This window comes from Caballeronia sp. BR00000012568055, assembly GCF_029439455.1.
GTDB lineage: Bacteria > Pseudomonadota > Gammaproteobacteria > Burkholderiales > Burkholderiaceae > Caballeronia.
In genome coordinates this window covers 193,201-206,470 of record NZ_JAQFVG010000358.1, presented here as the reverse complement: position 1 = coordinate 206,470, position 13,270 = coordinate 193,201, and the positions used below count along the sequence as shown (strand labels likewise).

13 protein-coding genes and 1 tRNA gene are annotated in these 13,270 nt (G+C 60.8%); 9 read left to right on the top strand and 5 right to left on the bottom strand.

Translation table 11 applies throughout. The annotated features are described in order from the left end of the window. Position 1: 1 nt before the first annotated feature. Positions 2-832, bottom strand: coding sequence for a bifunctional DNA-formamidopyrimidine glycosylase/DNA-(apurinic or apyrimidinic site) lyase (gene mutM / locus P7F28_RS32800; protein ID WP_277189447.1), 831 nt, complete (start codon positions 830-832; stop codon positions 2-4). 96 nt (positions 833-928) lie between these two features. Here mutM and P7F28_RS32795 point away from each other — a divergent pair, with 96 nt between their 5' ends. The 8 genes from P7F28_RS32795 to hisC all read left to right on the top strand — a co-directional run bounded on the left by P7F28_RS32795 (position 929) and on the right by hisC (position 8,008). Next, positions 929-2,782, top strand: coding sequence for a tetratricopeptide repeat protein (locus P7F28_RS32795; RefSeq protein WP_277189446.1), 1,854 nt, complete (start codon positions 929-931; stop codon positions 2,780-2,782). After that, positions 2,782-3,414, top strand: a complete 633-nt coding sequence (gene lolB, locus P7F28_RS32790) for a lipoprotein insertase outer membrane protein LolB (RefSeq protein ID WP_277189445.1) — start codon at positions 2,782-2,784, stop codon at positions 3,412-3,414. Before P7F28_RS32795 ends, lolB begins: the two co-directional genes overlap by 1 nt. 10 nt (positions 3,415-3,424) lie before the next feature. Continuing rightward, on the top strand, positions 3,425-4,306 hold the full coding sequence (gene ispE, locus P7F28_RS32785; RefSeq protein WP_277189444.1) for a 4-(cytidine 5'-diphospho)-2-C-methyl-D-erythritol kinase: 882 nt from the start codon (positions 3,425-3,427) through the stop codon (positions 4,304-4,306). A 55-nt stretch (positions 4,307-4,361) separates the two neighbouring features. Continuing rightward, a tRNA-Gln gene (locus P7F28_RS32780) sits at positions 4,362-4,438 on the top strand. A gap of 48 nt (positions 4,439-4,486) precedes the next feature. Then, positions 4,487-5,440 (top strand): ribose-phosphate pyrophosphokinase, encoded by a 954-nt coding sequence (locus tag P7F28_RS32775; protein ID WP_277189443.1) that lies wholly within the window; start codon positions 4,487-4,489, stop codon positions 5,438-5,440. Positions 5,441-5,599: 159 nt separating this feature from the next. After that, complete coding sequence (locus P7F28_RS32770) at positions 5,600-6,220, top strand: 50S ribosomal protein L25/general stress protein Ctc (RefSeq protein WP_277189442.1); 621 nt, start codon at positions 5,600-5,602, stop codon at positions 6,218-6,220. 97 nt (positions 6,221-6,317) lie between these two features. Then, positions 6,318-6,920: an aminoacyl-tRNA hydrolase gene (pth, locus tag P7F28_RS32765; RefSeq protein WP_277189441.1), complete on the top strand. Its 603-nt coding sequence runs from the start codon at positions 6,318-6,320 to the stop codon at positions 6,918-6,920. A 20-nt stretch (positions 6,921-6,940) separates the two neighbouring features. Then, on the top strand, positions 6,941-8,008 hold the full coding sequence (gene hisC / locus P7F28_RS32760) for a histidinol-phosphate transaminase (protein ID WP_277189440.1): 1,068 nt from the start codon (positions 6,941-6,943) through the stop codon (positions 8,006-8,008). Here hisC and P7F28_RS32755 read toward each other — a convergent pair. The 3 genes from P7F28_RS32755 to rsmD form a co-directional block, all read right to left on the bottom strand. Next, positions 8,005-8,268, bottom strand: coding sequence for a YfhL family 4Fe-4S dicluster ferredoxin (locus P7F28_RS32755; RefSeq protein WP_277189439.1), 264 nt, complete (start codon positions 8,266-8,268; stop codon positions 8,005-8,007). The genes hisC and P7F28_RS32755 overlap by 4 nt on opposite strands. A 65-nt stretch (positions 8,269-8,333) precedes the next feature. Continuing rightward, a complete protein-coding gene (gene coaD, locus P7F28_RS32750; protein WP_277189438.1) occupies positions 8,334-8,831 on the bottom strand; it encodes a pantetheine-phosphate adenylyltransferase in 498 nt (165 codons plus the stop codon). A 99-nt stretch (positions 8,832-8,930) separates the two neighbouring features. Further along, the gene (rsmD, locus tag P7F28_RS32745; RefSeq protein WP_277189437.1) at positions 8,931-9,542 is read right to left on the bottom strand and encodes a 16S rRNA (guanine(966)-N(2))-methyltransferase RsmD; all 612 of its coding nucleotides are present in this window, start codon (positions 9,540-9,542) and stop codon (positions 8,931-8,933) included. A gap of 237 nt (positions 9,543-9,779) precedes the next feature. Here rsmD and ftsY point away from each other — a divergent pair, with 237 nt between their 5' ends. Beyond that, entirely contained in the window at positions 9,780-10,988 is a 1,209-nt protein-coding gene (ftsY, locus tag P7F28_RS32740; protein ID WP_277189436.1) for a signal recognition particle-docking protein FtsY, read from the top strand. Positions 10,989-11,106: 118 nt separating this feature from the next. On the opposite strand, the gene P7F28_RS32735 is transcribed toward ftsY, so the two are convergent. Beyond that, positions 11,107-13,254 carry a filamentous hemagglutinin N-terminal domain-containing protein gene (locus P7F28_RS32735; RefSeq protein WP_277189435.1) on the bottom strand — a complete coding sequence of 716 codons (2,148 nt, stop codon included), beginning with the start codon at positions 13,252-13,254 and terminating at the stop codon, positions 11,107-11,109. Between the last annotated feature and the right edge of the window lie 16 nt (positions 13,255-13,270).

Genomic DNA, 13,270 nt, shown 5'->3' with positions numbered 1-13,270 from the left:
ATTAGCGTTGGCAGGTCGGGCAGAAATAAGTCGAGCGCTGGCCCTGCACGATTTGTCTGATCGCCGTTCCACAAACGTGACACGGCAATCCGGCGCGATCATAGACGAAATAGTCGAGCTGGAAATAGCCCGATTCGCCATTGCTGCCGACAAAATCGCGCAGCGTACTTCCGCCCTTTTCGATGGCCGCCGCCAGCGTCACGCGAACGGCATCGGCGAGCAAGTCGTAACGCACGAGCGATACGCGCCCCGCCGCCGTCGTCGGCCGAATGCCCGCGCGGAACAAACTCTCCGACGCATAAATATTCCCCACGCCCACGACGATATCGCCCGCGAGCAGCGCTTGCTTGACCGACACCTTGCGCCCGCGCGTCGCACGAAAAAGCGTTGCGCCGGAAAACTCCGGCGAGAACGGCTCGACGCCAAGACTCGCGAGCAAAGGATGATCGAGCACATCGCCGTCCGTGCGCGGATGCCAGAGAATCGCGCCGAAGCGACGCGGATCGCGGAAACGCAGAATGAAGTCGTCGAACACGATATCGACGTGATCGTGTTTTGCGGCGTCAGGCGGTTTCGGCACGTTACGCAGCACTCGCAAGGTGCCCGTCATGCCGAGATGCACGATCAGCCATCCTTCGACTGTTTCGAACAGCAGATACTTGCCGCGCCGCTCGACTCGGTCGATCTTCAGCTTCGACAGCGTCTTGGCGAGTTGCGGCGGAATCGGCCAGCGCAGCGTGGGCGTACGCACATCGACGTGCTCGACGCGCCTTCCCGCCACGTACGGTTCGATTCCTCTTCGGGTGACTTCTACTTCCGGCAGTTCGGGCATTGTTTGGGCATTTTCTGGGAGAGCGTCTTGCTGGTGCGTTTATGCCGGTATTTTAGCCACCGCGTTACAATCGACTGAAACATCGTCTGGATTTCCATGAACCCGTTCGTCACGAAGCTCTTTACGAAGCGTCAGGTCAAATCGATGCGTTCGTTTGCCATGCCCATGTCGCGCATTGCGGGTGCAGTGGCTGTTGCGTTGGCCGCGCTCGCGTTCACGCCGGCCTTTGCACAAGACTCATCGCCCGCGCCGGATGGCGACGATCAGGCCGCCGCGCAAAACGCCGCCGACATGCTGACCGCGCCAGTCAATGGCGACGAGAAGCAGGACCTGCCGAATCTTTCGCTGTCCAGCCAGATCGTGTTTCAGGTCCTGGCGGCGGAAGTCGCGCTTCAGCGTGGACAGCCCGCGCCTGCATTCCAGACGTATCTCGCGCTCGCACGCGACACGAAAGATCCGCGATTCGCGCAGCGCGCGACCGAAATCGCCATCGCCGCGCAGAGTCCCAACGATGCGCTGACCTCCGCTCAACTCTGGCAGCAATTCGCGCCGCATTCGGATCGCGCGGGACAGTTGAGCGCTTCTCTGCAGATCGTCGCGGGCAAGCCGGACGATGCGAAGCCCACGCTTCAGCATGAACTCGCCAAGGTATCGCCCGAGCAACGTGGCGATGCGATTCTCTCCTTGCAGGCCTTGCTTGCACGCGGACCGAATCGCGTTGGCGGTTTGAATGTGCTGAAAGACCTGACATCGAACGATCAGAATCTGCCCGAGACGCAACTTGCGCTGGCGCGTCAGCAATTGCTGGCGGACGATCAACCGGGCGCGAAGGCATCGCTCGAAAAGGCGTTGCAACTCAAGCCCGATTATCTGCCCGCTGCGCTGACGCTCGCGCGCATGGGACCGGATGAGCGCAAGGAAGGCATTGCATCGTTCGAAAAGTATCTGCAAAAGAATCCGAAGTCGCGCGATGCGCGGCTTGCACTGGCGCAGTTGTATCTCGCCTCCGACCGGCTCGACGATGCGCAAAAGCAGTTCGAAATCATGCGCAAAAACGATCCGAAAGATCTGACGCCGATCATGGCGCTCGCGCTTATCAACATTCAGAAGAAGCAATACGACAAGGCGCAAGATTTCCTGAACCAGTACGCGAAGCAGGCGGAAAGCACGCCTGGCGCTGATCCGGGTCAGGCGTATATCTACCTCGCGCAACTCGCGCTGGAACAGAAACAGGACGATGTCGCGAGCCAATGGCTCGATCGCATTCCGCGCACGAGTCAGCAGTATTTGCCCGCGCAGATCACGCGCGCGCAATTGCTGGCGAAGCAAGGCAAAGTCGATGAAGCGCGCGCGCTCATCAACAGCCTGCAAAGTTCCGATCCGCACGATCTCGCCATGCTGGCGCGCACAGATTCGGCGATTCTGTTCGAGGCGCATCGCTATCAGGAAGCGGAAGACAATCTGGCCAAGGCCGTCAACGCCTTCCCCGACGATCCCGACCTGATCTACGACTACGCGATGGCCGCCGAAAAAACCGGCCATTACGATGTGATGGAAACGCAGTTGCGCTCGCTGATGCGTCTTCAGCCGAACAACCCGCAAGCGTATAACGCGCTCGGCTATTCGCTCGTCGATCGCAACCAGCGGCTCGATGAAGCCGTGAAGCTAATCGAAAAAGCCGTAACGCTCGCTCCAAACGATGCGTTCATCATGGACAGTCTCGGCTGGGCGCGCTTCCGTCAGGGCAACGCCGCCGAAGCCGAAAAGATTCTGAAGAACGCATACAACCTTCAGCCGAACGCCGAAATCGGCGCGCATCTGGGCGAAGTATTGTGGAAGTCGGGTCAGCAGGATCAGGCGCGCGCTGCGTTCCGTCAGGCGCAAAAGCTTGAACCCGACAACGACACGCTCGTCAAAACGTTGAAACGACTTCAGGTAAACGATCTTTGATGGCTTTCGATTCTCTCACCGGCGCATCGCTTCGACGCGGCGCGCTCGGCTTCGCGGCCTTTGCCGCGATCGTCTTGTCGGGCTGCGCGGTTCAGCCGCGCACGCCGACACCGACCACCAGCAACGCCACGAATTCGCTCGCCACACAGACGAGCCGCGCGTATCACGGCCGTTTCGCCGTCACGTATAACGACCAGAACGGCACGCAGCGTAACGCGTACGGCAACTTCGACTGGCAGGAAACCGGCGATACCGTGACGCTGCAATTGCGCAACCCGCTCGGCTCGACCATGGCGATCGTCACGTCGTCGCCTTCGCTGGCGACTTTGGAATTGCCGAATCGGCAGCCGGTGAATGCGGAGAGCACGTCGGAGCTGATGCAGAACACGCTCGGTTTCGCGCTGCCGGTCGAAGGCTTGCGCTACTGGCTCCAGCCGTCCGCCGCGCCGAACTCGCGCGCGCAGACGGAACTCGATCCATCGTCGAACAATGACCGGCCGAAGCAGATCAAACAGGACGGCTGGACCATCGACTACATCGCTTATGCCGATGCGCCTGCCACCGGCGTCAGGCGCGTGAACCTTTCGCGCGATGAACCGCCGCTCGCCATCAAACTCGTTCTCGATCAATAACGCTTCACGCATGTCCTCATCTGCCGATTCGCTTCGCAACTGCCTCGCGCCCGCGAAGCTGAACCTTTTCCTGCATATCACCGGCCGTCGTCCGGACGGCTATCACGCGTTGCAGACCGTTTTCCAGTTGCTCGACTGGGGCGATTACCTGCACTTCACGCGTCGCGATGACGGTATCGTCGCGCGCAAGACCGACGTGCCCGGCGTCCCCGAAGCCGACGATCTGGTCGTGCGCGCCGCGCGCCTGTTGCAGCAACACACGGGCACGCATTACGGCGTGGACATCGAAATCGACAAGCGTCTGCCAATGGGTGCAGGCCTCGGCGGAGGCAGTTCCGACGCGGCCACCACGCTTTTAGCGTTGAATCGTCTCTGGGGTGTTGATCTTTCGCGTGAGATTCTGCAGAATCTCGGCCTGCAACTCGGCGCGGACGTGCCGTTTTTTGTCTTCGGACAGAATGCTTTCGCAGAAGGAGTGGGCGAAGCGTTACAGGCGGTGAAATTGCCTCAACGTTCCTTCCTGGTGGTGAATCCTACTGTTCACGTCCCCACCGCGGCGATTTTCTCCGAAAAAAGCTTGACACGGGATACGAAAGTCGCCACAATGATGGACTTTCTTGCAGCACAAAGGTCAGACACAAACTGGCCAGACAGCTTCGGTCGGAACGACATGCAGGCTGTGGTTGCGGAAAAGTACGCGGAAGTTGCAACGGTGCTCGAATGGTTTTCGAACCTCGCACCAGCGCGAATGACTGGGTCCGGAGCAAGTGTTTTTGCTGCTTTTAACAGCCAGGCCGAAGCGGAGATGGCACAAGCCAAACTCCCGGCAAGCTGGAAAAGCGTGGTCACAGCAAGTCTGGATTCACATCCTCTCTTCGCTTTCGCGTCATAAGGTTTTGTTTTGTCGGGTATGTCCTAAACTTCCCGGCGAGACTTGCAGTTTGTGTAGGGGAGTCGCCAAGTTGGTCAAGGCACCGGATTTTGATTCCGGCATGCGAGGGTTCGAGTCCTTCCTCCCCTGCCATTTCTTCTCGTTCTATTCCTCTCGTTTCCAGCCGCAGACAGGTGCACGATGAGCAGTGACGGCCTGATGGTTTTTACTGGCAACGCGAATCCCGCGCTTGCACAGGAAGTCGTCAAAATCCTTGGAATTCCTCTCGGCAAAGCAATGGTCAGCCGCTTTTCAGACGGCGAGATCATGGTCGAGATTCAGGAAAACGTTCGGGGTAAAGACGTATTCGTTCTGCAGTCCACCTGCGCCCCCACGAACGACAACCTGATGGAACTGATGATCATGGTCGATGCGCTCAAGCGCGCATCCGCAGGCCGGATCACCGCAGCCATCCCCTACTTCGGTTATGCGCGTCAGGATCGCCGTCCGCGTTCGGCGCGTGTGGCCATCTCGGCGAAGGTCGTCGCGAACATGCTGGAAATTGCCGGCGTCGATCGCGTGATCACCATGGACCTTCACGCCGACCAGATTCAAGGCTTCTTCGACATTCCCGTCGACAATATCTACGCAACGCCCGTTCTGCTCGGCGATCTGCGCAAGCAGAACCATGACCATCTGCTGATCGTGTCGCCGGACGTCGGCGGCGTGGTGCGCGCGCGTGCGCTCGCCAAGCAGATGAACACGGATCTCGCCATCATCGACAAGCGTCGTCCGAAGGCGAATGTCGCCGAAGTGATGAACATCATCGGTGAAGTGGAAGGCCGTACATGCGTCATCATGGACGATATGGTCGATACCGCCGGCACGCTGTGCAAGGCCGCGCAAGTGCTGAAGGCGCGCGGTGCGAAGCAGGTTTTCGCGTACGCCACGCACCCGGTTCTGTCGGGCGGCGCGGCAGCGCGTATCGCGGCATCGGAACTGGATGAACTGGTTGTCACGGACACCATTCCTCTGAGCGCTGAATCGCTGGCTTGCCCGAAGATTCGTCCGCTGTCGAGCGCCGGTCTGCTCGCGGAGACGTTCTCGCGTATCCGTCGCGGTGACTCGGTGATGTCGCTGTTTGCAGAAAGTTAAGCAGTAGAGCCGTATTAGCAATGAACGCGAAGCCTGCGCTTCGCGTTTTTGCATAATCGGCGTGAGCGAACGAAGGTTCACGCCGCTTGTTGTGGGATCACACTTTTTCGATGATCCCAAGTTTCCCTGCCTGGTCGCGGGCAGATCAAGGAGTCAGTTATGAAAGTCGTCGCTTTCGAGCGTAGCAAGCAAGGTACGGGTGCGAGCCGCCGCCTGCGTAACTCGGGCAAGACCCCGGGTATCGTGTACGGTGGTGCATCGGACGTTCAACTGGTCGAACTGGACCACAACGCCCTGTGGCACGCCCTGAAGAAAGAAGTTTTCCACTCGTCCATTCTGGATCTGGAAATTGCCGGCAAGTCGCAACAAGTTCTGCTGCGTGACGTGCAATACCACCCGTTCAAGCAGTACGTGCTGCACGTGGACTTCCAGCGCGTGGACGCGAAGAAGAAGCTGCACACCAAGGTGCCGCTGCACTTCATGAACCAGGAAACCAACCCGGCTGTGAAGCTGTCGGGCGCGGTGATCTCGCACGTCATCACTGAACTCGAAGTGGAATGCCTGCCGGCAGACCTGCCCGAGTTCCTGGAAATCGATCTGGCCAAGATCGAAGCCGGTCAGACGATGCACGCGAAGGACATCAAGCTGCCGAAGGGCGTGAGCCTGGTTCTGTCGGTCGAAACGGAAAACCCCGTTGTCGCATCGGCGACCATTCCGGCTGCTGTCGTGTCGGAAGAGTCGGACGCACCTGCTGCAGGCGAAACGCCGGCAGCCGAGTAAGACTGAAGTATCCTCTCGATTCGTTCTCGCGAACGGTCGATATGACCCGCCGGAGCGCAAGCCCCGGCGGGTTTTTTTCGCACTAAACGAATTCGACATGATCAAGCTGATCGTCGGCCTGGGCAATCCGGGCGCCGAATACACTGCGACGCGGCATAACGCGGGCTTCTGGTTTATCGACCAGTTCGCACGCGACGCCGGCGCGACACTGCGCGATGAACGCCGCTTTCACGGTTTCTATGGCAAAGGCCGCATGAACGGGCACGAAGTGCATCTGCTCGAACCGCAGACGTTCATGAACCGATCGGGTCAATCGGTCGTGGCGGTGGCGCAATTCTTCAAGATTCTCCCCGATGAAATTCTCGTCGCGCATGACGAACTGGATCTGCCGCCCGGCACCGTCAAAATGAAGCTCGGCGGCGGCAGCGGCGGCCATAACGGGCTGAAGGATATTTCCGCGCATCTGTCATCGCAGCAGTATTGGCGGTTGCGGATTGGTATCGGGCATCCGCGTGATCTGATTCCCGAAGGCGCGCGTGCGGGCGCGAAGCCGGACGTCGCTAATTTCGTGCTGAAGCCGCCGCGCAAGGAAGAACAGGACGTGATCGATCAGTCGATCGAACGCGCGCTCGCCGTGATGCCCTTCGTAGTCGCGGGCGAGACCGAACGCGCGATGATGAATCTGCACCGCAATTCGTAACGACTAACGAGGAGCCGAAAGTGAGCCGTTTCTGGAGCGATATCGTTCACACTCTGACGCCGTATGTGCCGGGCGAGCAGCCCGCGCTTTTGCATCCGGTGAAGCTGAACACGAACGAAAACCCGTATCCGCCCTCGCCGCGCGTGGTCGAAGCGATTCGACGCGAACTCGGTGAAGACGGCGCGTCGCTGCGCAAATATCCCGATCCGACCGCGCGCGCGTTGCGTGAAGCGGTCGCGTCGCACCATGGTTTGCGCGTCGAACAGGTGTTTGCGGGCAATGGCTCCGATGAAGTGCTCGCGCACGCGTTTCAGGCGCTTCTAAAGCACGACAAGCCGATTCGCTTTCCGGACATCACGTACAGCTTCTATCCGGTCTATGCGCAGTTGTACGGCGTCGAATATCAAACCATTCCGCTGAATTCGGATTTCGCGATCGATGTCGATGACTATCGCGGTCCGAGCGGCGGCGTGCTGCTGCCGAATCCGAACGCGCCGACGGGCCGCGCGTTGCCTCTGTCGGAGATCGAAGTGCTGCTGAAGGCGAATCCAGACGCGCCGGTGATCATCGACGAAGCGTATGTGGATTTCGGCGCGGAATCGGCGGTGAATCTGATCGATGCGTATCCGAATCTACTGGTCGTGCAGACCACGTCGAAGGCGCGTTCGCTTGCGGGCATGCGCGTGGGCTTTGCGTTCGGCAACATCGAATTGATCGACGCACTCACGCGCGTAAAGGACAGCTTCAACTCGTATCCGCTCGATCGACTCGCGCAAGTGGCGGCGGTGGCATCGTACGAAGACAAGGCGTGGTTCGATGAAGGATGCGCGAAGGTGATCGCGACGCGCGATACGCTGACGACGCAGTTAGAAGCGCTGGGCTTTGAAGTCGTGCCATCGGCGGCGAATTTCGTGTTCGCGAAGCATCCGAAGCACGATGCCGCTGCGCTTTCCGCCGAACTCAAGCAGCAGGAAATCTTCGTGCGGCATTTCAAGCTGCCGCGTATCGATCAGCATTTGCGTATTTCGGTCGGCACGCCCGACGAATGCGATGCGTTGATCGCCGCGTTGAAGAAAAAAATCAGTTAAGACGCGGCTTTCTTGGCCGCTATCAGCTTGTGGTACTTGGCCATAAGCTGCTCGGGCGATTCCGCGTGCGCGGGATCGCGCGGGATGCACTCCACCGGACACACTTGCTGGCACTGCGGCTCATCGAAGTGGCCGACGCATTCGGTACATTTGTTCGGGTCGATGACGTAAATGTCCGTGCCCATCGAAATGGCGTCGTTCGGGCACTCGGGCTCGCAAACGTCGCAGTTGATGCACTCGTCGGTGATGAATAAAGACATGCTTCGCTCTCTTGCGCCGAACCCGCGTATCTAAGAGAACACGCGGTCCGACGCCCTTAACAAATTCAAGGTGCTTTCTGCGACTGATCCGTCACCTTGTCGATCAGACGCTTCTCCACCGACGGAAACACGAACTTGCTCACATCGCCGCCAAGCTGCGCAATCTCGCGCACGATGGTGCCGGAAATGAACTGGTACTGATCGGACGGCGTCATGAACATGGTTTCGACGTCGGGCAGCAAATAGCGGTTCATCCCCGCCATCTGGAACTCATACTCGAAATCCGACACGGCGCGCAGCCCGCGCACGATCACGCGCGCGTTGTTCTTTCTGACGAAATCCTTCAGCAGGCCGGTAAAACTGCTGACCTGCACATTCGGATAGTGCCCGAGCACGTCATTGGCGATGTCGAGCCGTTCCTGCAACGAAAAAAACGGCTTTTTCGCGCGGCTGTCGGCCACGCCTACGATCAGCGTATCGAAAATGCTCGATGCGCGCCGGACGATATCTTCATGACCGCGAGTGAGCGGGTCGAACGTTCCCGGATACACGGCGACAACCATGAGTTTCTCCTCTCTTATTGACCTCGCGCCGCGTCGCCGCGACGATCGATTCCCCGTGCGCGCGTGGTCTCCGCCGCGCGCCCGATCAGGGAACGCGCATTATTCCTCATTTTGGCGACGCAGCAAATGATAGCGAACCGCGCCCGCCTTTCCTTCCCGCACGACCGTCCATCCAGCCAGTGATTCGATGGCGGATGGATCGAGCGGATCGCCGCATTCGACGTAGATCGCGGCATCGGGCGCGGCGGGCGGCGCGACGGCATCGATTGCGCGCTGGAGCAGGGCCGCATCGCCGAACGGGGGATCGAGGAAGATTACGTCGAATGAACCGGGTGCCAAGCCAGCCGCGAGGCGCAGCGCGTCCGCTTCGGCAATTTCGATATTGCGCGCGCCGAGTTTCGCCTGATTCGCGCGAATCTGCGCAGCGGCTTTCGCGCTTTTTTCGACCATCAGCACCCGCGCCGCCCCGCGCGATGCCGCTTCGAAACCGAGCGCGCCGCTGCCCGCGAACAGATCGAGGCAACGTTGACCGCTCAAATCCTGACCGAGCCAGTTGAACAGCGTTTCGCGCACGCGATCGGGCGTCGGGCGCAGGCCATCGAGATCGAGCACCGGCAGCGGCGTGCGCTTCCAGTCCCCGCCGATGATGCGAATAGTGTGGGCTTTGCCGCCGCGTGACGGCGTGTGCTGAGTGAGAGACGAGCGAGGCATAGGGACAAAAATCGATTCGACTCGGCCGACGCGCATATTTGCGACGGCGCGAACAATGAGCGCCCACGTTACCACAGCCGCCCGTTATGCCGGGAACCGCACCGAGCGGGCGCGGAAGCATCGCGCCTTGCCTGATAAAATACGCGCCTTCAATCCTTTCGCGCGGGCTTTCCACGCTGCGTTTTTACGACGCACGCGAACGCCGATTCATCAAGCGCGCATCATCCTCACGCACCCATGTTCAGCTTCTTCAAGAAATTCAAAAAGCCGGCTGACGCGCCGCTCGACACGCAAGAGGACGAAGCCGTCCAAGCGGCCGAGGACGAAGAAGCGTCCGCTTTGTCCGATGAAATCGACGAGCCAGGACTCGAACGCGAGCCGGCTATCGATGCCGCGATTCCTCAGGAGCCTGAGTCTGAGCCTGCCCCGGTTCCCGATGCGCCAAAGCCTTATTGGCAAGGCCGCACGGCATCGCAATGGACGCGCGTGCCCGAAACCGATGAGGCCAGCGAAGAAGTGCTGCCGCCGCCGGAACCCGATCCTGTCGCGAAGAAATCGTGGTTGTCGCGGCTGCGGAATGGGTTATCGAAGACGAGTTCGAATCTGACGGGCATTTTCGTCAGCGCGAAGATCGACGAGGATCTTTATGAAGAACTCGAGACCGCGCTGCTGATGTCCGACGCCGGTGTCGATGCGACCGAATTCCTGCTCGAATCCTTGCGCGAGAAAGTGCGCGCGGAACGCCTGACGGAAGCATCGCAGGTAAAGGATGCGCTGCGCGAACTGCTGGTCGATCTGCTGCGTCCGCTCGAAAAAACGCTGATGCTCGGCCGCGCGCAGCCGCTGGTGATGATGATCGCGGGCGTGAACGGCGTCGGCAAGACGACGAGCATCGGCAAGCTGGCGAAGCATTTGCAGCGCTTCAACCAGTCGGTGCTGCTCGCAGCGGGCGACACCTTCCGCGCCGCCGCGCGCGAACAGCTCACGGTCTGGGGCGAGCGCAACAACGTGACGGTGATCGCGCAGGAAAGCGGCGACGCAGCCGCCGTGATTTTCGATGCCGTCGGCGCGGCGCGCGCACGCAAGATCGACGTGATGATGGCCGACACCGCCGGACGCCTGCCGACGCAATTGCATCTGATGGAAGAGTTGCGCAAGGTGCGCCGCGTGATCGCCAAAGCAATGCCCGATGCGCCGCACGAAGTGCTGCTGGTGATCGACGGCAACACCGGACAGAACGCGCTCGCGCAAGTCAAAGCGTTCGACGACGCGCTCGGTCTAACCGGCCTCATCATCACGAAACTGGATGGCACGGCGAAGGGCGGCATTATCGCGGCGATCGCGCGTCAGCGGCCGATTCCGGTGTATTTCATCGGCGTGGGCGAGAAGGTCGAAGATTTGCAGCCGTTCAGCGCCGAGGAATTTGCCGACGCGTTGCTCGGCTGAGTTCACGCACCGCACTGCATCGCTCTCACGCACCAAACGAAACAGCCTTCGGCCGAAACCGAAGGCTGTTTTTTTATCGACACTCAACGCCTGACTGCAACGTCAGGCGTTTTGCGTTTTAGCGCACCAACGGATTACCAGCCTGGTCAAGACCGACCAGACTCAGCAATGCGCGCGGCACGTAACGGTTGTCACCGACGTAGACCAGATCCGAGCCGGCGTACTGGCTCAGTTCGCCGCGGCGAATGAACGAGTCACCGGTCGGCGTGACCAGCGTTACGCGCTCGTCCATCGACGGATCGACCGGACGCTCGACCGGGTAGCCTGGCACGATCGGGTTGCCGTTCTGATCGCGGCCCATCGACGCCAGCAGCGCGCGCGGTGCGAACGTGTCGTTGCCGATATAGACCAGATCGCGGTCCGCCAGATGCTCCAGATCGCCACGCGGAACGGAGATGCTGGTGTTCGCGCCGGTCATCAAGGTAATGAAATCGACCGGAGCCGTGCCGTGATCGGGCGTGACCGGAGCCTGCCCCTGATCGGGCATGACCGGGCCGGCGTGAAGCGGCTTGCCGTTTTCGTCGAAGCCCATGCTTGCGAGCAGATTGCGCGGCACGTACGTGTCGTTGCCGATCGACACCAGATCGCGGCCGGCGAACTGATCCAGTTCACGACGGCGGAGCGTCACCGCGCCGCCATCGGACAACACCGTGACCATTTCCTCGCCGGCCGGATCGACCGGTTTCGGGTTCTGGCCTGCGTCGGTCTGGTCACCGCCCTGCTCCGGCGTGGTCGGTTCGACGCTCGCTGCGCCGTCCTTCGCGCCGTGGATCACGCCGCCTTCGTTAAGCACGGTCGCGGCGTTCACCGTGACGGTATCGTCCGATGTCATGCTGCCGTTGGTGTTGTCGACGCGGTTCGCATCGACATTCATCGTGCTGCCGGACTTCAGCGTGCCGCCACGGTTCGACAGCGTGCCGCCCGCCGATGCGTACAGCGCGCCGCCAGCAGTCGCGCTGCCGCCGTCGAGGTTCACGTCGCGCGCGCCGATCAGGAACAGGCCGTTGCTCGCGTTCAGCGTGCCGCTGCTGGTGATCGAGCCGTTCGAATTCACGATGACATTGCGGCCTTCCATCGCGCCGCTGTTCGTCGCCGAACGCGTGGCATCGACACGCACGGTGTCGGCTGCGAGCTTGCCATCGTTGACGACGTTCGCGCCGCTCAGCGTCACCGCGCTGTCGGCTGCGATCGAGGCAGGCGCGCCGATCGTGATATCGCCGTTCGACGACACCGCGACATCGCCCGTCAGCGAACTGATCTTGCCGTTGTCGCGCACGCCCACGCCCGCACCGGTCGAGACGAGGCGCACCGCGCCGTCACCGTACATGCTGCCGAGCGCCTGCACATCGATCGACACATCCGGTCCCGGCCCGACGTTCAGCACGGTCGCGGTCTTGCGCGCGTAATCGACGGTGTTCGAACCGCCGATCGCGTCGATCGTCTTGGCACGGACCGCGCCGTTGATCGTCATCACGCGGGAAATGAGATCGACGCCGCTATCCTTCGCGCTCAGCCCCTTGCCTTCGATCGCGATATCGCCGCCCTTCACCAGCAGCGCCGCCATCGCGCCGTTCTGGTCGAGCACCGACGTGCCGGTCGTCAGCGTGACGCGCGGCGCGTTCAGGAAATCGCAACCCGAACACGTGATGCCTGCCGGATTGGCGAGCACCAGATTCGCGCCCTTACCGGCGATTTCGGTCGCGCCGAGCAGTTGCGACGGCGAGCCACCGTTGACCTGCAAGAGGACCAGATTCGCCGGGCCTTGCGTCAGAGCCGCGTTGCCCTGAACCGTGCCGCCGATCGCGGTTTGCGCGGCCGTCTGGCTGTTGTTCAGAATCACGCCCGCCGTGCCGACGTTGTACTGATTGAACATATTGTTCGATACACCCGCCTGATTCGGCGCGGCGATATTGACCACCGAAGTGCCGTTCGACGATTTGCCGAGCGTGGTGCCCGCGCCTTGAGCCGAGATCGGCAGATTGGCCTGAGCGCTTGCGACCATCGGCTGCATGCCGAACGTGCAGAGCGACGCGAACGCCAGCGCGCGCGCCGCGAACCAAACGTGATTGGACGATGTCTGCGCTGCCGCAGGTTGCGAAGCGCTCGCTGTTTGCAAGCCACCCGCGCTCGAACGCGCGTGCTCATCGGCGACGACGCGTTCGCCCTGGCGAGCATTGAAGATCACTCGAAAAATACCTTTGTTCATGATTATTTTTAAGAAA